Source organism: Pusillimonas sp. MFBS29, assembly GCF_020687695.1.
GTDB lineage: Bacteria > Pseudomonadota > Gammaproteobacteria > Burkholderiales > Burkholderiaceae_B > Pusillimonas_C.
Window position 1 is genome coordinate 106,850 of the sequence record NZ_JAJEWL010000008.1, and the last position, 22,034, is coordinate 128,883.

Sequence of the window (22,034 nt, forward strand, 5' to 3'; positions counted from 1 at the left end):
GAGCGCACACCATGGCATTGCAATCACTTGATATAAAACGGCGCTCCGCCACCACCACGCCACCACCCAGCGTGCGTCAGGAAGTCATCGGCGGTGGCGTAGCCAAACTGATCGACACCACCAAATGCATAGGCTGCAAGGCCTGTCAGGTGGCCTGTATGGAATGGAACGACCTGCGGGACGAAATCGGCACCAACGTCGGGGTATACGACAACCCGGCCGACATGACCGACCAGTCCTGGACGGTCATGCGGTTCTCCGAATATGAAAATACGGCCGGCGACCTGGAGTGGCTGATCCGCAAGGACGGCTGCATGCACTGCGAAGATCCGGGCTGCCTGAAAGCCTGTCCGGCTCCCGGTGCCATCATCCAGTACAACAACGGCATCGTCGACTTTCACCAGGAAAACTGCATAGGCTGCGGCTACTGCATCACGGGCTGTCCCTTCGATGTTCCGCGTATCTCCCAGAAAGACAACAAGGCTTATAAATGCAACTTGTGTTCTGACCGGGTGGCCGTGGGGCAGGAGCCGGCCTGCGTCAAGACCTGTCCTACGGGCGCCATCGTTTTCGGCACCAAGGAAGACATGTACGAACATGCCGCAGAACGCGTTGTCGACCTGAAGTCACGCGGCTTCGACAATGCCGGCCTTTACGACCCGGCTGGTGTCGGAGGCACTCACGTCATGTACGTGCTGCACCATGCTGATCGCCCGGGCCTGTACAGCGATCTGCCCAAAGACCCGGAGATCAGCCCCATGGTCGGGCTATGGAAGGGTATTGCCAAACCGCTGGGTGTCGCAGCAATGGCCCTGGCGGCCCTTACAGGTTTCTTCCACTACATACGCACCGGACCAAACGAAACCGACGAGGAAGACGAACGTAAAGCCCAGGAGGTCATCAATGAACGAGGTGAATAAACCCAGGCTGATCCAGCGCTATACCGCCAGCCAGCGCATCAACCACTGGATCATTGCCATTACGTTCGTGCTGCTGGCACTATCGGGGCTGGCCTTGTTCCATCCGTCGTTCTATTGGCTCACCAATCTGTTGGGTGGCGGCGTCTGGACACGCATCCTGCATCCGTTCATCGGTGTGGTGATGTTCGTATGCTTTGCCATATTTGCTGCACGCATGTTCGGCCATAACCTGATGAACCGCAACGACGTGCAATGGATCAAGCATTTTGGCGATGTCATGAGCAACCGTGAAGACAAGATCCCGGCGGCGGGCCGTTACAACGGCGGGCAAAAACTCCTGTTCTTCGCGTTGATCCTTCTGATGATCGGGCTGCTCCTGACCGGCGTGGTGATGTGGCGTTCGTACTTTGCGTATCTGTTCCCCATCTGGGGGATACGTCTGGCGTCCCTGCTGCATGCGCTCTTTGCATTTCTGATGATTTGCGCGATCATAGTGCACATCTATGCAGGAATCTGGGTCAAAGGTTCGGTGCAGGCCATGACACGCGGTACAGTAACGCCGGGCTGGGCCTGGAAGCACCACCGCAACTGGTTGCGTCAGCTGCGCGGCACAACTACCCACAACAAATAAACGCCTATCCGGCTTGTTATCTCTGCATGGCTGCCCCGCGTTCACCGCACGGGGCAGCCATGTTTTTTCAGGAGTGACTGCTTTGCAGCGAATTCTTCCACGTGGCGAGATCGAAAGCCTCGACCATACAACCATCCCGCGCTTGCGCCAGCCCGTACGCGCTTCTGTTTTCGCCGATCGTGCAGCCCGCCTTCGTCAACTGGCACAGGATAATCCGCTGTCCGCCTACCTTCTGCTGCTTGCCGATCTGGCCGATGGTCAGGGCAAAGTACTGAAAGACTGCAATATGCCCGGCCCGGGCAGTGAACGGCTGGATCTGGCTCAGGCCCATGGCATGCCACCACTACAGGCGGTAGGCTGGGAGCGCGATCCAGGCTGGCGCCAACTGCTCGCCGCCCTGCTCGACCACATGGCAGGCACAGGCAAGCTGCCCGAAGCGGCCCTGGAAATAGTCAACAAATTGAAAAGCACGTTGAACAATGACCCATCGGCCATCGAGGCCCAGGCCGATGCTTTGCTGGCAGAGCGCGAAGAAGACGTAGATGCCGCCAGCGCACCGTTCATTATGGCCGCGCTGCAGGTTTACTGGACCAGCCTGGCCGCCGACTTCGAGGAAAGCGCCCTGCCTGTCGTGACGCCACATGGCGTTTGTCCTCTGTGCGGCAGCCTGCCAGTCGCCAGTGTGGTTCATGTCGGCGGGCAAGCCGATGCCTGCCGCTATTTATGCTGCTCGTTGTGTTCCGCCGAATGGCATCTTGTACGTGTCACCTGCTCGCACTGCAAAGACACCAAAGGCATTGCCTACCATTCCATCGAAGGCGGACCGGAAGGCATCAAGGCCGAATCCTGCGACAACTGCCATACCTATCGGAAGATCTTCTATCAGGAAAAAGTACTGGGGGTTGACGCCATCGCCGATGACCTGGCCAGCCTCACACTCGACATGCTGATGGGTGAGGCGGGTTACTCTCGCGCCAGTGGCAACCCTCTGTTGTGGCAAAGCGAACAGGTTGAACCATGACGGCACGGTCAGCGTCGCGCACGCAGCCCACCGGCCAGCCGGCGCTGGCCACAGACATCCCGTCACTCGAACGCTTGCTTGGATCGGCAGCCGGGCAAACTCTTGCTGCCGAAGTCGGCCGTAGTCGCCTGACGACAACCCTACGCCAGATTCTGGATGAAGCCCGCTCGCAAGCGCTGGCCGGCACACTTGCCGCCAGCGCACTTGAAATCGACACGCTTCTAAGCCGGGCACAAACGCAGATCCAGGCACAAGACCAGCCGCGCCTGCGGGCCGTATACAACCTGACAGGCACTGTTTTGCATACCAACCTGGGCCGGGCACTTTTGCCTGACCATGCCGTTCAGGCGGTGGTACAGGCCTTGTCGGCGCCCGCCAATCTTGAGTTCGACCTGAGTACCGGCCGCCGTGGCGATCGCGATGATCTGATCGAAGACCTTTTGTGTGAGCTGACCGGCGCCGAAGCAGCGACCGTGGTGAATAACAATGCGGCAGCCGTGCTGCTGATGCTCAACGCACTGGCCAACCGCCGTGAGGTCGTGGTGTCACGCGGCGAGCTCGTGGAAATCGGCGGTGCTTTCCGTATTCCCGACATCATGCAGCGGGCAGGCGCTCGCCTGGTTGAGGTCGGCACGACCAACCGCACCCACCCTGCAGACTACGAAAACGCACTGGGGCCTCGCACATCCATGCTGCTGAAGGTTCACTGCAGCAACTACGCTGTAACGGGCTTTACCCGCAGCGTGAGCGTGGCCCAGGTTGCCCGGATCGCCCACAATCACGGTCTGCCGGCTGCCGTGGATCTGGGCAGTGGCACCTTGCTCGACCTTACACAGTGGGGCTTGCCCCGCGAAGATACCGTAAGGGAAACCATAGAGGCCGGCGCCGACATCGTTACCTTCAGCGGCGACAAACTGCTTGGAGGCCCCCAGGCAGGGCTTATCGTTGGTCGTGCCGAACTGATACGCAAAATAAAAAAGAATCCGCTGAAACGCGCATTGCGTGTGGGCAAGCTTACGCTGGCCGCGCTCGAACCCGTACTGGCCCTGTACCGTTCGCCCGAACTGCTGGCCGACAGGCTCACCACCCTGCGTCTGCTCACACGGCCGGCTGCCCAAATGCACCAGCAGGCTGAACGCCTGCAACCTGTGCTGCAACAGGCGTTAGGCCCGGAATATGAAGTGCAGTCCAGCCCCTTGTTCAGCCAGATAGGCAGCGGCGCTCTTCCCATAGATCAACTTCCCAGCCATGGCCTTAGCGTACGCCACGCAGGTACCGGACGCTCGGGGCGAGCCCTGAAAGCGCTGGAAGAGCGTCTGCGCCAACTGCCTCGCCCCGTAATCGGCCGCATCGCGCATGACGCGCTCTGGCTCGATTTGCGCTGCCTGGAAGATCGCGATGAAGCAGCCTTTGCCTTGCAGCTCCAGGGTCCGGTCGCATGATTGTCGGTACGGCAGGCCATATCGACCATGGCAAAACAACGCTGGTTGGCGCCCTGACCGGCGTTGAAACCGACAGGCTCAAGGAAGAAAAGGCGCGTGGCATCTCCATCGAGCTGGGTTATGCATACACCCCTCTGAACAACGGCGAAGTCTTGGGCTTCATCGACGTACCCGGCCACGAACGCCTGGTCCACACGATGGCGGCCGGTGCGAGCGGGATAGACTTCGGCTTGCTGGTCGTGGCGGCCGACGACGGCGTCATGCCCCAAACGCAAGAGCATCTGGCCATTCTGACCCTGCTGGGCGTCAGCCAGGGAGCAATCGCAATCACCAAGACAGACCGGGCAGATCAGGCAAGATTGCGCGACGTCGAGCAACAGCTCACCGCGCTGGCGGCTGACACCTTTCTGCAAAACAGCCCCGTATTTTTCGTGAATGCCACCTCATCTGAAGACGAAGGCTTGCTGGCATTGCGCACCCATCTGCATCAGGCGGCCCAATCGGCGGCAGCCCGTGCCACAGACGGATTGTTTCGCCTGGCCATAGACCGGGTCTTTACCCTTAAGGGGCATGGTACCGTTGTCACCGGCACCGTTCATGACGGCATGCTGCGCCTGGGCGACGATACCCCAGACCTGCGGTTGATGCCTTCAGGCCAGAAACTGCGCGTACGCAGCATTCATGCTCAGAACCAGCCTTCGGAAACGGCCGGCGCCGGCCAGCGCTGCGCCTTGAACCTGGGCGGTATCGACAAAGACCTCATCAATCGCGGCGACTGGATTGCCGATGCCCGATGCTTTCTGCCATCGCGCAATATCGACGTGGAGCTGAGCTTGCTGCCCCATGCCGACCCGGTCCGCGCCTGGAGCCCCTTGCACATACACTTGGGCGCCGCTCATTTCCTGGCGCATGCCGTGCCTTTATCGGACAGCTCGTTGGCGGCCGGTGACACCGGTCGGGTTCAACTGGTATTTGATCAAGCCGTGTGCGCCATCCCCGGCGACCGCTACATTGTTCGCGATGCACAAGCCAGACATACGATAGGCGGGGGCATCGTGCTTGATCCGAATGCGCCGCAACGCAAGCGCCGCTCACCGGAACGCCAGGCCTGGCTACAGGCGGTTGCCGACCTTCATGCCGGTGGCGGCTTGCCAGGCCTGCTGAAGCAGGCTGCGTGGGGGCTGGACGAACATCAGGTACTGCGCCTGGCGCGCCATCTGCCTGCAAATCTGGAAGCGCCCGAAGGGGCACTGTGGGTAGACACCCGTGGCAGCCAGTCTTCCAGAAGCCTGATCCTGCAATCACGCTGGGAAGCCTTGCTGGACCAGGCATTGCAAACCATGGCCACCTTCCATGAACGCTGGCCCGACGAGCCCGGTGTAGACATGGCCAGGCTGAAACGCATGGCATGGCCCGCGCTGCCCGAACCCATGTGGCTGGCGGTCTGTGACCACTTGATTTCCAAAGGCAGGCTGGCGCGTAACGGCCCCTGGCTGCACCTGCCCGGGCACGTCGTTACGCTGTCGTCGGAAGAGGCGGATCTGGCCGCCGTGTTGCTGCCGCTGGTGCAGGCTGGACGTTACGATCCGCCATGGGTGCGTGATCTGGCCGGCACGCTGAATGCGCCAGAGCAACAGATACGGGAAACGCTGCTCAAGCTGCTGCGGCGCGGCGACGTCTACCAGGTGGTACGCGATCTGTTCTACCACCGTGCATCCATCATCAGCCTGGCCGAGCTTGTCGCAGCCACAGCAGGTAGCGAAGGCGTCAGCGCAGCCGGTTTTCGTGACAGCACAGGCCTGGGCCGCAAGCGCGCCATCCAGATCCTGGAGTTCTTCGACCGTTCAGGCTATACGCGCCGCTTGCGTGACAGTCATGTTCTACGCAAGCATGGCGCAGATTTCTGGCACCGGCTATCATAGCGGCCTACAGGAAGGCATTCGTGTCCGGTGGCATGGCTGGGCTTCAAACCCAGTTGGGGACGTCAGACGTTCCCAGGTAGGTTCGACTCCTGCTGCTTTCCGCCAACCCCTGGCTATCAGTTTGTTCGATCGAACGATGCACGGCTCAAGACCTGGCCAGGGCGCATGGCTGTCACATCGGTGCCGTTCCACACATGCACGCCATTTACCCAGACATCACAAATACCTTGGCTGACTTGTATGGGATCTTCAAACGTAGCGCGGTCAGCAACCCTTTCAGCATCCAGCAGCACCAGATCGGCACAATACCCGGGGCGCAGCAAGCCCCGGTTTTTCAAACGATAGTTTTCTGCCGGCAAGCCGGTCATTTTGTGAATGGCCTGTTCAAACGTCATCTCGTTCTGTTCACGCACCATGGCACGCAAAACACGGGTGAAAGTACCCCACTGCCGAGGATGCGGATGCGAGTCGAAGGGCAGTCCGTCGGAGCCCACCATGGTCAGACGATGCGACATGATTCTGCTTACATCGGACTCATTCATCAGAAAATAGATCGCGCCGGCGGGGGCCAGGTAGTCGATGGTGCCTTGTATGTCCAGTCCGAGCTCAGCCTGGATATCCGCAAAGTCTCGCCCGGCACCCTGAGGATATCCTTTGGACCAGGTCACCATGGTGCGCTTGGCAATCCGGACACGATCAGGCCGCAGCATGGTCGATGTAGCCGGATAAGGATGGCAGTCTATGCATACAGGCTGGGTCTTGTGTGCCTCATCGATAATTTTCAGGGTCTCTGAAGATCTGCCATGGTTCTTGCTGCCAGCCAGTTTATGGTGGGAAAAAACAACCAGGCTTTCGAGCTCGCGCCCGATTTCAAGGGCTTCTTCCATTGCTGGCACGATATGATCGGCCTCGTCGCGCAAATGCGTGGCATACAAACCCCCACGTGCCTTCATCGGCGCCCCGACCTCGACGATTTCTCGTGTCGGTGCGTGCGCGGCTGGTGGATAGAAGGTGCCTGTCGACATGCCAAATGCACCGGCTTCAAGAGCCTCTTCCAGCAACTGCTGCATGGCCTCTGTTTCAGCACGAGTTGCCGCGCGCCCGGTATCAGACATGCAGGCAACCCGCAAAGTCGTATGACCCACGAGAGGCACAACATTCACTGTTGCGGGGGTTGCCCTGAGCTGCGCCAGCCAGCTGGCGAAGGTTTTGAAACGGAACAGCTCTTTGGGCCCCAGCAAATCCAGCGGTTGAGGTAGCGTGGCGTCGGAGAGCGCTGGGGCCAGGCTGATTCCACAGTTGCCGGTGACGACGGTTGTTATCCCTTGAGAAACCTTGGGTTTCATGTCGGGATACGCCAGCAGATAACCATCGTCATGCGTATGCGAATCAATGAAACCCGGTGTCAGCATCAGCCCATCGGCACGTTTGACATGCATTGCCTCGCCGATATCGAATTTACCTATCTCGGTAATCACGCCATCAGCAATTGCCAGATCAGCCTGAAAGCGTTCCTGCCCTGTCCCATCGACCAATGTTGCACCGGAAATAACAAAACTCATTATTGCATCACCATCTTCAGTCCAGTTTCTCGATACCTGCTTCTTCGATAATGGACGCCCACTTCTTCGCCTGGCTGTCAATCAGGTCCTTGAACTGCTCAGGCGTGGTATAGCTTGCCTCGGCACCAAAGGTTGCCAGCGATTTCTTGACCTCGCCATCCTGCAACGCCTTCTCCAGAGACTTGTTAAGCCTTGTTATAACTTCTGCAGGCGTTCCGGCCGGCGCAACGATTCCACCCCATGAAATGGTTTCATAGCCTTTTACGCCTGCTTCATCAACGGTCGGCACATCGGGCAGCAGAGGCAAGCGATGAAGACTGCTGACACCCAGGCCGCGAACTTTACCGGCCTGAATCAGCGGCACGGCCTCGGAGGAATTCGAGAACATGTAGTCCAGACGACCTCCAATCAAGTCCTGCAGCGCGGCCGGCCCGCTGTTGTAGGGCACGAACAAGACGTCTATTTTGGCCAGGCTCTTGAACAGCTCGCCACCCATATGGCCGGTCGTTCCCACTCCGGACGCTCCGTAGGAAAGCTTGCCTGGTTCGGCTTTGGCCTTCTTGAGCAAGTCGGCAACAGAATGGATGTCTGATTGCGCCGGCACAATCAGCACGTTATAGAGGCTGAACATCTGCCCCACCGGGGTAAGATCCTGGTCCACATCGTACGGAAGCTTTTTGAACAAGGCCTGATTGACTGACAAGGTGTTGATATTGCCGTAACCGACCGTATAGCCGTCGGCCTTGGAGTCTTTAAGCGCCACGATCCCGATACCGCCGGCCGCACCTGGCTTGTTTTCAACAATAATGCTCTGGCCTACGTCCTGAGCAATCGCGTTGGCAATGACACGCGACAGCACATCCGGCGAACCACCGGCCGCAGAAGGCACAATAAACTTAATGGGATGCTCGGGATACTTTCCCTGAGCCGCCGTTGCTGCTACCAGACTCAGCCCTGCAATAGCTATGGCTATTTTTTTTGGAATAGTTAGGGTATACATTTTTTGTTATCCTCCTTTGGAACATAAAGGCTACAAATTAGCACCGTCCGTCCCAAACGTATCCATAGAAAAATGTACCAGCACCATAACGTTGGTCTATCGTTGCCTTTCCTATGCAAGAAGCACCACCCAGAAGCGCGCGCACCCCTCTGAGCTTTCGACAGATCGAAGTATTTCGGGCCATTATGGTGACGGGCTCCATCAGCGCTGCCGGTCGTATGCTCCATGTGTCGCAGCCGGCAATCAGCCGTGTCCTCGCCTTGAGCGAAACCCGTCTGGGCTATCAGCTTTTTGAGCGCAGCAAAACCCGCCTGATCCCGACACGCGAAGCAACCCGGCTTTTTACAGAAGTCGAGAAAATCTACGAAAACATCCAGTCGATCAATGACCTGGCGATCAGCCTGGGAGAGTCGGAAATTGGCCCCCTAAAGCTGATCAGCAGCGCAAGTTTTGCTCAGCGCATGATTCCATCGGCGCTCATGCATGTCTATACGAAAAATCCCAATGCCAAGGTTGATTATCGCAATACCACCTTCGACCAGATGCTCGGACATTTCCTGGCAGGCAGGGCGCATCTTGGCATCACGCTGCAACCCTCGGACAACCCGTCGCTGACCTCGGTTGCACTGGGCACAGAGCCTCTGGTTTGTATTGCACCAAAAGGCCACCCGTTGCAAACCCTGGGCGTCGTCACACCCGGCGACATCACTGGTCATCAATGGATAGACTATCCGGCCGACGCCCCCCTGGGCCAGGCCTTAAGCGCCTTCTTCGCCGATACGGCCAAACCAAAAACCACCATCGAAGTGCACTCGTCTGCGACAGCAGTCGCTTGCGTCATGCAGGGGCTTGGCATTGCCCTGGTCGATAGCTGGAGCATTCCCACCGAAGCCTTGCCTCATATTGAAATCAGGCAAATCACACCCAGAACTGCCTTGACCATCTGGGCCACTTATTCCCATGTTGATCCCCTGCCCTTGCTGGGCCGGCGCATGTTGGCCGCCATCGAAAAAGTTCTTGCCGAAGAAGCCATCAAACTATGACGGCAGGTCATAACCTGACATTATCAACGGGATGGCCGCCAGTCGTGCATGAACCACGCCAAACCCAGCAGGCAAGCCGGAATCTGAGGCAATACCCCGAGGCTTGAGCATATCCACGGCACTATCGTCCGGGATTTACGAAACCCTCTGTTATTGGCATGCTGGGTACAGTTCATGCAAAGAGGAGAATCATGACCATGCATTCGAGAAAGGTGGGCCTGGCCGTCGCCCAGATGGGAGCTGTCAATCTTGCGGACAGCCGCGCAAGCGTCGTAAAGAGACTTGTGGAAATGATGCGCGAAGCGCATGGCCGAGGGGCTGATTTCGTGGTCTTTCCGGAACTGGCCTTAACCACATTCTTTCCGCGCTACTGGATGTCCATGCAAGAAGCGGAACAACGCTACTTTGAAACAAGCATGCCCAATGCCGACGTTCAACCCCTGTTTGATACGGCAAAAAGTCTGGGCGTGGGCTTTTACCTTGGTTATGCCGAACTGACACCAGATGGCCAGCGGTTCAACGCGTCGATCCTGGTCAACAAACAGGCTGAAATAGTCGGCAAGTACCGCAAGATTCATCTGCCTGGCCATGACGACCATAAGCTCGACGCACCGTTCCAGCATCTTGAGAAGAAATACTTCGATGTCGGTGATCAGCCGTTCGGCGTTTGGAACCTGGACGAGATCAAAATGGGCATGTGCTTGTGCAATGACCGCCGCTGGCCGGAAACGTGGCGGGTGATGTCGTTGCAGAGCGCTGAAATCATTGTATTGGGCTATAACACGCCATCCCGGAACATTCATTGGCCCGAACCCGTGCACCTTAGAATGCACCACCACTTGATTACATTGCAAGCCAGTGCCTACCAAAATTGTGTCTGGGCTGCAGCGGCCGCAAAATGTGGATACGAAGACGGGCATCACATGATTGGCGGCTCGGTCATCGTGGCTCCAACCGGAGAAATCGTAGCCCAGGCAAGTACCGAGGACGACGAGGTAATAAGCGTCAGTGCCGACCTGGCACTGGCAGAAACCTTCAGGAAAAATGTTTTTGACTTTGCACGGCATCGCCGCCCTGAACATTACCGACTGATAGTAGAGCGGACTGGTCCCGGAGAGCCGCTGGAACGCGCTTAGCCTTGTTCGTGCAAGACCAGTACAATGAGCGGGCAGATATTCACCATGATTTTGCACCAGCATCTCGGGAACCTGAAAATGAAAGACTCAGCCTCCACTCCAGAGCCAGTACGCCTGACTTCTTTGTCCCACGGTGGTGGCTGCGGCTGCAAGATTGCCCCTGGCGTGCTGTCGGAACTGCTGGCGGGTATCCCGGCAACACAACCGTATGCCGCACTGATGGTGGGCAATGAAACATCCGACGATGCAGCGGTGTACAAACTGAATGATCAGCAAGCCCTGATTGCAACCACCGATTTCTTCATGCCCATTGTCGACGATCCTTACGACTTCGGGCGCATTGCAGCTGCCAATGCCCTGTCGGACATCTATGCCATGGGCGGCTCGCCCATCATGGCATTGGCCCTGGTCGGCATGCCGATCAACGTGCTGCCAAAGGCCGATATCGCCGGCATCCTGCAAGGTGGGGCGGCCATCTGTGCCCAGGCCGGCATACCGGTTGCAGGCGGACACTCCATAGACTCGGTCGAACCCATCTATGGGCTGGCAGCGATGGGCCTGGCCCACCCTGACCAGATCCGGCGCAACAGTGACGCCCGCGCAGGTGACGTGCTGATATTGGGCAAGGCATTGGGCGTAGGCATTCTTTCGGCTGCCCTGAAGAAGAACATCCTGGATGCCGATGGCTACAAGGCCATGATAGACAGCACCACGCTGCTGAACCGGCCGGGCGCCACGCTGGGTGGGCTGAACGGCGTACACGCCATTACGGACGTAACGGGATTTGGTTTGCTGGGCCATACACTGGAAATTGCACGGGCTTCGGGGCTGACCGCAAAACTGCGTTATGCCGATCTGCCGTGGCTGGCCGGCGTACAGGCATTGGCAGCCCAGGGAGCCATTACCGGGGCCTCGGGCCGCAACTGGGCTTCTTATGGTGAACACATCATGCTGGATCCATCGATAGGTGGCACACAGCAAGCCTTGTTGTGCGATCCGCAAACTTCAGGCGGCCTGCTGGTGGCATGTGCGCCCGATACAGTCACTCAAGTGTTGGACATCTTCCAGTCTGAAGGCTTTGCGCAAGCCGCCGTCGTAGGTGAGCTGACCGAAGGCCCGGGGCAGGTGCAGGTTGCATAACAGGTTGCCGGCACCGGCGCGCCGTGCTATTTGCGCAGGCGCTGCACGACCTTGACCAGGCCCAGCACGACAAACCCGGCAGCCACACCCAGCATGCCATTGGCCAGTGTGGGGCCCGCCACCGCCAGTAAATTTGCGATAAAACCCGGCCAGCTATCGGCGGTGGGCAGCAAATTGTGCAACCACGCTTCGAAGCCTGGCAAGCCATGGGCCAATATGCCCCCGCCCACCAGAAACATGGCGATCGTACCGACTATGGACAGCCCTTTCATCAGGTAGGGAGCCACGGAAAGTATTGCGCGCCCTGTTGCGGACAGTATGACGCTTGAGCGCTGGCTGAGATAAAGCCCTGCGTCGTCCAGCTTGACCACACTCGCCACAAATCCATAGACCCCTACCGTCATGATCAAGGCAATGACAGAGACCACGGTTGCTTGCGTTGCAAAGGGGGCCGTAGCCACTGTACCCAGGGTAATGGCAATGATTTCGGCCGATAATATGAAATCGGTCTGGATGGCCCCTTTGATCTTGGCTTGTTCAGGCGTCACGCCTTCGGGCGATGCCACATCGGCCTTCAGGCTATTAGCATCAAGATGAGCGCGGTCTTCCCGATGAAAAAGGCTATGCAGGACTTTTTCCACCCCTTCGTAGCACAGGTATAGCCCGCCCAGCATCAGCAAGGGCGTAATTGCAACGGGAAAGAATGCGCTGATGGCCAATGCGGCCGGCACCAGGATGAGCTTGTTCAGGAAGGAGCCCTTGGCGACCGCCCAGACCACGGGTAACTCGCGCTTGGCCACCACACCGCTGACCTGCTGGGCATTCAGCGCAATATCGTCACCCAAAACGCCGGCTGTTTTCTTTCCTGCTGCCTTGGTCAGCAGGGCTACGTCATCGAGTACGCTTGCTATGTCATCAAGCAAGGCTAACAGGCTTGCACCGGCCATTGATTTCCTGGGTGTTTGCAGATCAAACCATAATAATGCAATCGGCGGCCGTTAGCCAAACAATCCGTCTTCGTCGAGCAAGTCGTATACGATCTGTTCGTTGGCTGCAAGACCGCGCCGGATTGCCGCGGGAATGGAACTGCGCACTTTCCTGCACAACCCCGGCTTCTCGATTACCTCGATATTCAAGCCCATAACCGTCCGCACCTCGTTCGGGCCCACGGTGACCTGCACCTCCACGCCCAGCTGCTTGTAGATGAGCGCCTGCACATGGCGCAGGTCAGCCAGGCTGGAAACTCGCTCCAGCCGCATAATCAGACGCTTTTCTTCTTCACGTGTCAGCCACAGCACCCGCATGTCGCTATCGGGACTGGACAGCAGTTGCTCTCGATCGCAAATGCAGGAACCCGGCGGGCACGCCGTGCGCAGAGAAGGCATTGCTGACACATTCCTAGGTTGGGCTGACCTCCGTTTCAGCCCAGAGATCAACCAGTTTCAAACGCTGCACTTTACCCGAAGGCCCTTTGGGCAGCTCATCGATAATACGAATTTCACGCGGCGATTTGTATGAGCCCAAGGCGCTACGACAATGTACCAGCAGTTCTGCTTCGTCGACCAGCGCACCGGGCTTGAGGGTAACCGCCGCATAGATTTCCTGCCCGTAGTTTTCATCGGGCAACCCCACCGCAGCCGCTTCAAGCACGGCCGCATGCCCCAGCAAGGCTTCGTCGATTTCGCGTGGTGCTATGTTCTCTCCGCCTTTGATGATCAGCTCTTTGATACGGCCGGTGATTCTGTAATAGCCCTCGGCATCACGATAGCCCAGGTCACCCGTGCGCAACCAGCCATCGGAATCGAAGGCCTTGGCGGTTTCTTCGGGGTTGTCGAGATAACCCTGCATGACGTTGGGACCACGCAGCATGACCTCACCTATCTCGCCATCTGCCGCATTCCCGCCATCTTTACCGGCAACCCGCGCCTCAACGCCGCAGGGCAAACCGGGTGAGCCATAGCGTCTGCCGGCCGGATCCTGAGGATTGCAGAAGATCACCGACGAGGTTTCGGTCATGCCCATGGCCTCGATGACAGGCACGCCGAAGCGTTGCTCAAAAGCCTGGTGATGCTCTACCGGCAACGGCGCAGATGCGGACCGTCCAAAACGGACGCTGGTATGCGACCCGTCAGTGGCGGCGGGTTCCGCATTGAGCAAATAGGCAATGATGGTGGGCACCATATTCAGCCAGGTGCATTCATAGCGTTCAACGAACTCCCACCAGCGGCTGGCACTGAAACGTCGTGGTGCAACAATGCTGCCGCCCGAAATAAAAGGCGTCAGTGTCGCGATGACTTGTCCGTTGATATGATAAAGAGGCAATGCCGACAGCACTCGGTCATCAGGACCCAGACCATGCCATTGGGCCACGGAGCGTGCTCCGTGCAGCAGATTGGCGTGGCTGAGCGGCACCCCCTTGGGCACGCCTGTGGTGCCGGATGTGTACATCAGCAGAGCAATGTCATCTGGCCCGGGGGCCGGGGCGTGCTCCAGCGACGGCCCGTCAAACTCGAACTGCGCTGCATCAGGATCCACCTGAATGATTTCCGGTATCGCCTGGGCTTCCGGGAGCTGCGGAAGAACAGATTGAACGGAATCGACCAGATCCTCACAGGTAATGACCTTACGTGCCTTGCTGTGGCGCAGGCAATGCAGTAATTGTGCAGGCGTGGCCAGCAGGTTCAACGGCACGATAACGTGGCCGGTGGCCATCGCCGCCAGAAATATCAAACCCGCCTGCATGCCATTGGGCAGCAGCATGGCAATACGGTCACCCGGCTTCAGGCCCGCGCCTGCCGCCCAGCGGGCAAAGCGCCCGGTCTGCTGCGCCAGTTCTCCGTAGCTCAGGCGCCGGTCGTTTTCGGGTGCAATAAGAAACAATGCTTCGGACTGTTGTTGCGCATGAAGGCGAAGCTGTTCCTGCAAAGTCTGGGCAGTATGGATTTTCATCTTCCGAACCTGTCAAAGAAAGAGCCAAAGATTTGTTCCTCGGTGGGCTCGCTGCCCGCTATCGGGAACACTACCCGTGTGGTGTTCAAGTACTGCCGGTAGTCCATATTGGAAGAGAAATTGTTGCCGCCCCAGGTACCGCAACCCATGGATAGCGAAAAAGGCAGCCCGTTCTCGAAGCTGCCGCCGGTGGCCACAGTATGAGGCTGATTGACGATGACGCGGGCAACGGGCAGTGCTTCGGCCAGGTGTCTGGATGGTGCATCGGCCTGGGCAGGATCTATATGCAGGCTGACCGAGTGCCCCGCCCCCTGATACGCATAGATCGAGGCGACGATCTGAACGGCATGCGCGCGATCACGGCTGCGGTACAGCGTCAGGACCGGAGACAGTTTCTCACCTGAGAACGGATGATCAGGGCCAAAACCATCTTCTTCCACCAGCAATGCCTTGGCCTGCGTCAGTTCCGGGCGCTGCAAGCCGGCAGTCGATGCAATCACACCGGCCGACTTGCCGGTAACTGCGGCAGACAACTTGCCTTCCGGCCACATGGTCGCCTGCAATGCTGTCTTTTCTTCCGCGTCAAGCAAAACGCCGCCAAGCCTCGCAAACTCCGCGGCAAATTGGTCGACAACGGATTCATCGACAATAACGCTGTTTTCGGACGAGCAGCTCGTCGCGTTGTCAAAAGTCTTGGACAGCATGATCCGTTCAGCGGCAGCCTTCAGGTCGGCCGTGGCATCAACGATGCTGGCAACGTTGCCGGCTCCGACACCAAACGCCGGGGTACCACTGAGATAGGCCGCACGCACATTGGCCTGGCTGCCGGTGGCCACCACCAGATCAGCCTGCATCATCAGTGCATGGGTCAGTGCCTTGGATACCGGAGACGGCAACATTTGCACCAGACCTTCGGCAAGATCGCGATCCATACCGGTGCGTTCAAGCTCGTCGTGAATATAGCCCAGCAGCATTCTGCAAGTACTTACCCCCTTCGGAGAAGGGGCAACGATGACGGCATTCCGGCACTTCAGCGCGTTGATGATCTTGTTTGCAGGGGTCGCACCAGGGTTGGTGGACGGTGTAATCGCCGCCACCACACCTACGGGTCGTGCAAACTCGATCAGGCCGAGCTCGGGAGACTCTGACACCACCCCTACGGTACGGGCACGCTGCAGATCGCGCAGCAAGCCCAAGGTCTTGCGATGGTTCTTGGTGATCTTGTCTTGCACATTGCCCAGGCCCGTATCGTGTACGGCAAGCTCGGCCAGCTTGCGATTGCGGTCGGGCTCCATAATGGCCCACCCGCACGCCACCGCCAGATCATCCGCTTGCTGCTGTGTGTAATGATCGATGGCCTGCTGGGCGTGACGTGCACGCTGCACCAACTCAGCCACTTGAGCCATAGCCTCATCGTCGGTGCGCAAGGGTAAATCGGACGGTAACTTCTGCATGATGCCAATACTCCTGTAATGTCTGTATACGTTAATTAATCTGGATGTGAGCCTCTTTGGCCAAAGAAGCCCATTTGGTCAGTTCGGTGGTAACGACCTCGTTCAGTTCCGCCGATGTACTGCCTACAGCCTCGGCTCCCTGACCAAGCAGCTTCTCTTTGATTTCCGGCTTTTGCACAGTCACTGATACTGCCTTGGCCAGACGGTCGATAACCGGCTGTGGCGTCGTGCTCGGCACGAACATGGCATACCAGGAATCCACTTCGAAATCAGGAACGCCAGACTCTTGTATCGTGGGTACATCGGGGAACATAGGACTGCGTTTCGCTGTGGACACTGCCAGGGCTTTCAGCTGTCCAGTCTTGACGAAACCTGCCGCGGCAGGAATCGACACCCACAGCAACGGAATCTGATTGCCCAGCACATCATTGATGCCCGGCCCACCGCCACGATAGGGGATATGCTGCATTTTGGTATTGGTGCGCAAGCCCAACAGTTCACCGGCTATGTGGCTGGGCGAACCATTGCCTACCGACCCATATGAAATTTCGCCTGGTTTGGCCCTGGCCTGTTCAAGCAGCTCGGCGACGTTGTTGGCCGAAAACTGTTTATTGGCAACCAGAATCTGGGGTAAGGAGGCAACCATCGATACGGGGGCAAAGTCTTTGGCGGTGTCGAAGTTCAGCTTCTTGTAGATGGCGGGATTGATAGTGTGCGACGACAAGGTAAACAAGACGGTATAGCCATCAGGATCCGCACGCGCTACCGCTTCGGTACCTATCATGCCGGCGGCGCCACCGCGATTCTCTATCACTACCGTCTGCCCAAGCTGCTTGCTGAGATCCTCTTGCATGATTCGGGCAATGATATCGGTGCCACCACCTGGAGGATATGGAACCACCATGCGTATGGGGCGATCGGGCCAGTTGTCGGCCATGACAACTGGTGCGGTCATGGTCAGACCAGTCGCCACAGCCATTCCTGCAGCTAATTTTGACCAACGACCAGATTTCTGGAACTGACTGCCACTACGGGAACCACTGTTCAACGCTGGAATAGACATTGTTGTCTCCTTGCCGGTGTTGCCGCCAGACTGGCGGCTTGTGATTAACCTCTTGTTGTCATGTTCTGCTCGAGTTCTTTCGTATCAATAATGAGTGCCGGACCGGCGGATACCCGCGCGATAGCCCAGCAGCTCCGAAGTGGTGGCCGCAGCCACACACAAGGGTTCAATCAATTCAGGCAAGCGTTCCGGCGTAGCCCGCACACTGGGCAGGCTGATTCCGAGCGCACCCACGGCGACTCCCCGGCTGTCGAACACTGGCGCCCCAAGCCCCGAGACGTCTGCGCGCCATTCACCACTGTTCATGGCATAGCCCAGTTCTCGAACCTTGCAAAGGTCGTCACGCAACGCCTCGTAGGTGGTATGGCTGGCAGTGGTATGTGCCTCCAGTGTCGGCACCTCGTGCTGAAGCCACGACAATATCTGCCCATCGTTGGCCGGCATTGCCATGGCAAGCAAGACCTTCCCGCTTGCCACACATTGCGCGGGCGCCCGCCCCCCGATGCGGGAATAAGCCGCAACCGGTTGCGGGCTGTCGACCTTGTCCAGATAAATGACATGGTCACGATCACGGACGACCAGATGTATGGTTTCGAGCGTATCCGAGGCTAGCGCCGACATGGCCTGGTGTGCGACCTGGCGTATGTCGCGGGCGCCGACCACCCGGGAGCCAAGTTCAAACAGATACAGGCTGGGTTCGTAGCGGGAATCGGCCACTTGCTGTATGTAGCCCAGCTCAAGCAGTGTTTTCAGGGTGCGATGGGCATTGCTGGGAACCAGCGAAAATGCCCTGGCAACATCCGACACACTGCAAGGCGCATCGCTGTTGACCAGAAACTCGAGTACTGAGAGGCCTTTTGCCAGGGTTTTATCCATATTCCAAATATTAGAATGATATTCTAAATTTAGTATATGACGGACTCGGGTCCAGGTAAAGTCATAAATACGTAACTTCCCATTACGCGCACGCCTGCCTGCAAGAGACGTCACAAGTGCCTGTTAAACTTGCCGTTGCCCTGCCCAAGCCGCCCTTAGCGGCTATGTATTGCAATTTCTGCCAATTTTCCTGCTCGGCGCCCTGTTTGGCCAATTGATGGCCGACTCGGGTGCTGCACACAGCATTTCGCGCTGGATTGTCGGCAGACTGGGTCACAAGCATGCCATCATTACTGTTGTACTGGCCTGCAGCGTGCTTACCTATGGTGGCGTATCGCTGTTCGTGGTGGCTTTTGCGATTTATCCGATCGCGATCGACCTGTTCCGCACGGCAGACATTCCCAAGCGCCTGGTACCGGCTTCGATTGCGCTGGGCTCGTTCACCTTCACCATGACGGCTTTACCCGGCACCCCGGCCATACAGAACGCCATCCCCATTCCCTATTACGGCACCAATGTATTCGCAGCCCCCGGCTTGGGCATCATCGCATCGTGCATCATGCTGGGTGGCGGATTATGGTGGCTGCGTTCGCGCGCGGCAGCAGCCCGCCTGAAGGGTGAAGGCTATGGTCGGCATGTCGAAGCAGAAGCCCAAGACACACAACCGAACGAACATGATAGCGCCATGTCGCAAATGCCCCTGGCACTGGCTGTTTTGCCACTGTTCCTGGTGATCGCCGTCAATGGCCTGTTCACCTATATCGTTTTCCCCGGAATGGATCTGACTGTCCTGGCAGACAGATTCCCCAATGTGTCGCCGGCAAAAATGACGGGGCTCTGGGCGCTAATCATCGCGCTGGTCGTTGCCTGCGTGACACTGGTCGTATCGCGTCTGGGGCACTGGAGCAACCTTAAGGAAACCATCAACAAGGGTATTTTCGGCTTCATGTTACCGCTGTTCAATACCGCCTCCGAGGTGGGATATGGCGCGGTCATCGCCAGCCTGGCGGGCTTTGCCATTATTCGCGATGCCGTGTTGAACGTAGCCCCCGGGAACCCCCTGATTTCGGAAGCTGTCGCCATGAACGTGCTGGCGGGCATCACCGGCTCGTCGTCGGGCGGCCTGAGCATTGCCCTACAAACCCTGGGGGCGGACTATCTGCGCATGGCGCAGGAAGCCGGCATCAGCCCCGAGCTGATGCACCGCGTGGCTGTCATGGCAGCCGGCGGATTCGACACCCTGCCCCATTGCGGCGCCATCATCACGCTGCTGGCCATCTGCAACCTGACCCACAGGCAGTCTTACCTGAACATCGCCGCCGTCACCATGGGCGTTCCCCTGATCGCACTGATTTCCGTGATTACGCTGGGTACGATTTTCGGCAGCTTCTGAAAAAGCCAGTTTGCCACCTACCAGGAATTCAATCGCAAGAAGCGGATTTGTCCCGTTCTGGTTTAGGATTACTCTGGTAAGCGTTCACAGGCTTTCCAGGTATCCAATATGATTCCAGCTTCTACTTCTGCTGATGACTACGCCACCGACGAGGCTCGGTGGCGTGCCGTGCAGGCACGCGATCACGGTGCCGACTCGCACTTTGTCTATGCCGTTCGCACAACGGGCGTGTACTGTCGTCCAAGCGCCTCGGCACGCCTGCCCAAACGCGAAAATATTGAATTTTTCGATACGCCCGTGGCGGCGGAAATGGCGGGTTATCGCGCCAGTCGCCGCATCAAGGGCGACCAGACGCGCGCTGCGGCAGAGCGCAGCGAAATGGTGCAACATGCCTGCCGTCTGATTCAGTCCAGCCCGACACCGCCCAGCCTGGACGACCTTGCCGCTAAGGCCGGCCTGAGTCCATTTCACTTTCACCGGCTGTTCAAGGCTGAAACAGGCCTGACACCCAAAGCGTATATCTCGGCCGATCGCGCCGGCAGATTGCGCAAGCAATTGCACAGCAGCGACACCACCGTCACCGAGGCGCTTTACCAGGCGGGATTCAATTCCAGCAGCCGTTTCTACTCAACGGCAGACGACATGCTGGGCATGCCAGCGCGCAGCTACCGGTCTGGCGGTACCGGCGCAGCCATACGTTTTGCGGTCGGCCAGTGCTCGCTGGGCGCAATCCTCGTGGCGCAAAGTCAGCGCGGCATTTGTGCCATCTTTCTGGGCGATGATCCCGACGCCCTTGTACGAAGCTTGCAGGATCAATTCCCCAAAGCCGAACTGCTTGGCGGCGATGCGGGTTTTGAAAAGCTGGTTGCCCAGGTTGTTGGCTTTGTCGAAACTCCGGCACTAGGCCTGAACCTGCCGCTGGACATACGCGGCACCGCTTTCCAGGAGCGGGTCTGGAGAGCATTGCGTGAGGTTCCCCCCGGGACCACCATCAGCTATAGTGAGCTTGCCCGACGCATCGGCCATCCCAAGGCAGTCAGGGCGGTAGGCAGTGCCTGCGGGGCCAATTGCATTGCGGTGGCCATTCCTTGTCATCGCGTGTTGCGGCGCGACGGTGACGTCTCGGGCTATCGCTGGGGCGTGGAGCGCAAGCGGGCACTGCTGAAGCGTGAAATCTCAGATTGAATACTTCATGAGTACTGCCAGGCAATGACCCAACAAGCCACACCACACGCCATCATCATCGGAGCCGGCATCGTCGGCCTTTATACGGCTTATCACCTGCACAGGGCCGGCTGGCGTGTTCAGATCATGGATCGCGCAGAACCCGGTATGGGCTGCTCTGCAGGCAATGCCGGAGCACTCAGTTCAGCCTCTGTGGCCCCGCTGGGCATGCCAGGCATTGTGCGCCAGGCACCGCGCATGTTGCTGGATCCCTCGGGCCCTTTGTCGGTGCCGCCGCATTACTGGCTGTCGGCCGCCCCTTGGCTGCTGCGCTTCATACGAGCCTCAAGGCCCGATCATGTTGCCGCCATCTCAAGGGCGCTCAAGCAGCTGCTGGCGCCTGCCATAAACAGCCACCAGCAAGTGATGCGCCAGTTGGGCCACGAGGACCTTATACAGATCACCGGGCAGCTTCATGTGTATCCCGATGAGCAGGCCGCTGCCAAGGACAGTGGGGGCTGGACCTTGCGGCGCGAGCATGGCGTACAGGTCGAAACGTTGAATCATCAGCAGATATGCAGCCTGGAACCCCAGGTCGGGCCACATTATCAGTTTGGCTATTTCATGCCCGACCAGGGCATGGTCGTGAATCCACTGCGCCAGGCCCAGACTATTGCCGCCGCCCTGGCCGCAGACGGTGTTGAGTTTCTGCGTGACGAAGCACAGGCGCTGAAAATTGACGGGCAGCGTGTCACCGGAATAGCAGCCGGCCAGAATAGCTACCACGCCGACCACGTCATCGTATGCGCCGGCGCATGGTCGGCAAAACTCCTGGAAACGGCGGACTACAAGATCCCCCTTGAAACCCAGCGCGGCTATCACCTGACCCTGGCCGACAGCGGCATTTCCCTGAGCAGGCCAGTCGTCGCCGCCGATCGCAAGATATTCGTCTCGCCCCAGGAAGCCGGATTGCGACTGGCCGGCACAGTAGAGTTTGGAGGACTGAACCGCCCTCCAACGCAACAGCGTCTTGAGCCACTGCTGCGTTATGGCAAGCTGTTGTTTCCCGAATTGAATACATCGTCCCAGGCGCAATCATGGATGGGGCACCGTCCCTGTCTGCCCGACTCGCTGCCGGTGCTGGGGCCAGCCAGAAAACTGAAGGGGTTATGGCTGAATTTTGGTCATGGCCATCTGGGTCTGACCATGTCGGCCATCAGCAGCCAATTGCTAAGCCAGGCCCTATGCGGCCAGACCCCAGATGTCAGCCTCGATCCTTATGCGGCAGAACGGTTTCAGGCATAAACGGGCACTGACT

General features: G+C 58.4%; 18 protein-coding genes, 1 tRNA gene and 1 pseudogene. 12 read left to right on the plus strand and 8 right to left on the minus strand.

Annotated elements, in window-relative coordinates; genetic code table 11:
* The first annotated feature begins 11 nt into the window (after nt 1-11).
* The 6 genes from fdxH (at nt 12) to LKR43_RS12840 (ending at nt 6,041) form a co-directional block, all read left to right on the plus strand.
* Nucleotides 12-920: a formate dehydrogenase subunit beta gene (gene fdxH / locus LKR43_RS12815; RefSeq protein WP_227684461.1), complete on the plus strand. Its 909-nt coding sequence runs from the start codon at nt 12-14 to the stop codon at nt 918-920.
* Nucleotides 904-1,551 carry a formate dehydrogenase subunit gamma gene (locus tag LKR43_RS12820; protein WP_227684462.1) on the plus strand — a complete coding sequence of 216 codons (648 nt, stop codon included), beginning with the start codon at nt 904-906 and terminating at the stop codon, nt 1,549-1,551. Before fdxH ends, LKR43_RS12820 begins: the two co-directional genes overlap by 17 nt.
* An 82-nt stretch (nt 1,552-1,633) precedes the next feature.
* The gene (gene fdhE, locus LKR43_RS12825; RefSeq protein WP_227684463.1) at nt 1,634-2,572 is read left to right on the plus strand and encodes a formate dehydrogenase accessory protein FdhE; all 939 of its coding nucleotides are present in this window, start codon (nt 1,634-1,636) and stop codon (nt 2,570-2,572) included.
* Nucleotides 2,569-4,014 (plus strand): L-seryl-tRNA(Sec) selenium transferase, encoded by a 1,446-nt coding sequence (gene selA, locus LKR43_RS12830; RefSeq protein WP_227684464.1) that lies wholly within the window; start codon nt 2,569-2,571, stop codon nt 4,012-4,014. The genes fdhE and selA overlap by 4 nt, the downstream gene beginning before the upstream one ends.
* Entirely contained in the window at nt 4,011-5,936 is a 1,926-nt protein-coding gene (gene selB, locus LKR43_RS12835) for a selenocysteine-specific translation elongation factor (RefSeq protein ID WP_227684465.1), read from the plus strand. The genes selA and selB overlap by 4 nt, the downstream gene beginning before the upstream one ends.
* Before the next feature lie 9 nt (nt 5,937-5,945).
* Nucleotides 5,946-6,041, plus strand: a tRNA-Sec gene (locus LKR43_RS12840).
* 11 nt (nt 6,042-6,052) lie between these two features.
* Here the strand turns inward: LKR43_RS12840 and LKR43_RS12845 are convergent.
* A complete protein-coding gene (locus LKR43_RS12845; protein ID WP_227684466.1) occupies nt 6,053-7,498 on the minus strand; it encodes an amidohydrolase family protein in 1,446 nt (481 codons plus the stop codon).
* 16 nt (nt 7,499-7,514) lie between these two features.
* Nucleotides 7,515-8,498: a tripartite tricarboxylate transporter substrate binding protein gene (locus LKR43_RS12850; protein ID WP_227684467.1), complete on the minus strand. Its 984-nt coding sequence runs from the start codon at nt 8,496-8,498 to the stop codon at nt 7,515-7,517.
* A 113-nt stretch (nt 8,499-8,611) separates the two neighbouring features.
* Between LKR43_RS12850 and LKR43_RS12855 the strand changes: the two genes are divergently transcribed.
* The 3 genes from LKR43_RS12855 (at nt 8,612) to selD (ending at nt 11,817) form a co-directional block, all read left to right on the plus strand.
* Nucleotides 8,612-9,541: a LysR family transcriptional regulator gene (locus LKR43_RS12855; RefSeq protein ID WP_227684468.1), complete on the plus strand. Its 930-nt coding sequence runs from the start codon at nt 8,612-8,614 to the stop codon at nt 9,539-9,541.
* 191 nt (nt 9,542-9,732) lie between these two features.
* Nucleotides 9,733-10,677 (plus strand): N-carbamoyl-D-amino-acid hydrolase, encoded by a 945-nt coding sequence (locus LKR43_RS12860; RefSeq protein ID WP_227684469.1) that lies wholly within the window; start codon nt 9,733-9,735, stop codon nt 10,675-10,677.
* 78 nt (nt 10,678-10,755) lie between these two features.
* Entirely contained in the window at nt 10,756-11,817 is a 1,062-nt protein-coding gene (gene selD / locus LKR43_RS12865; RefSeq protein WP_227684470.1) for a selenide, water dikinase SelD, read from the plus strand.
* 26 nt (nt 11,818-11,843) lie between these two features.
* Here selD and LKR43_RS12870 read toward each other — a convergent pair whose 3' ends face one another.
* The 6 genes from LKR43_RS12870 to LKR43_RS12895 all read right to left on the minus strand — a co-directional run bounded on the left by LKR43_RS12870 (nt 11,844) and on the right by LKR43_RS12895 (nt 18,159).
* On the minus strand, nt 11,844-12,764 hold the full coding sequence (locus LKR43_RS12870; protein ID WP_227684471.1) for a DUF808 domain-containing protein: 921 nt from the start codon (nt 12,762-12,764) through the stop codon (nt 11,844-11,846).
* Between the two features lie 51 nt (nt 12,765-12,815).
* Nucleotides 12,816-13,202, minus strand: a complete 387-nt coding sequence (locus tag LKR43_RS12875; protein WP_227684472.1) for a hypothetical protein — start codon at nt 13,200-13,202, stop codon at nt 12,816-12,818.
* 13 nt (nt 13,203-13,215) lie between these two features.
* The gene (locus LKR43_RS12880; RefSeq protein WP_227684473.1) at nt 13,216-14,766 is read right to left on the minus strand and encodes an AMP-binding protein; all 1,551 of its coding nucleotides are present in this window, start codon (nt 14,764-14,766) and stop codon (nt 13,216-13,218) included.
* Nucleotides 14,763-16,220 (minus strand): aldehyde dehydrogenase family protein, encoded by a 1,458-nt coding sequence (locus LKR43_RS12885; RefSeq protein WP_227684474.1) that lies wholly within the window; start codon nt 16,218-16,220, stop codon nt 14,763-14,765. The genes LKR43_RS12880 and LKR43_RS12885 overlap by 4 nt, the downstream gene beginning before the upstream one ends.
* A gap of 31 nt (nt 16,221-16,251) precedes the next feature.
* On the minus strand, nt 16,252-17,175 hold the full coding sequence (locus LKR43_RS12890) for a tripartite tricarboxylate transporter substrate binding protein (protein WP_227684475.1): 924 nt from the start codon (nt 17,173-17,175) through the stop codon (nt 16,252-16,254).
* 192 nt (nt 17,176-17,367) lie between these two features.
* Nucleotides 17,368-18,159 (minus strand): IclR family transcriptional regulator, encoded by a 792-nt coding sequence (locus LKR43_RS12895; RefSeq protein WP_227684476.1) that lies wholly within the window; start codon nt 18,157-18,159, stop codon nt 17,368-17,370.
* Nucleotides 18,160-18,310: 151 nt separating this feature from the next.
* Between LKR43_RS12895 and LKR43_RS12900 the strand changes: the two are divergent.
* The 3 genes and pseudogenes from LKR43_RS12900 to LKR43_RS12910 form a co-directional block, all read left to right on the plus strand.
* Nucleotides 18,311-19,552 (plus strand): annotated as a pseudogene (locus tag LKR43_RS12900) (GntP family permease); the annotation flags it as partial.
* 108 nt (nt 19,553-19,660) lie between these two features.
* The gene (ada, locus tag LKR43_RS12905) at nt 19,661-20,737 is read left to right on the plus strand and encodes a bifunctional DNA-binding transcriptional regulator/O6-methylguanine-DNA methyltransferase Ada (protein WP_227684477.1); all 1,077 of its coding nucleotides are present in this window, start codon (nt 19,661-19,663) and stop codon (nt 20,735-20,737) included.
* Nucleotides 20,738-20,761: 24 nt separating this feature from the next.
* Entirely contained in the window at nt 20,762-22,021 is a 1,260-nt protein-coding gene (locus LKR43_RS12910; protein WP_227684478.1) for an FAD-binding oxidoreductase, read from the plus strand.
* Nucleotides 22,022-22,034: the final 13 nt, after the last annotated feature.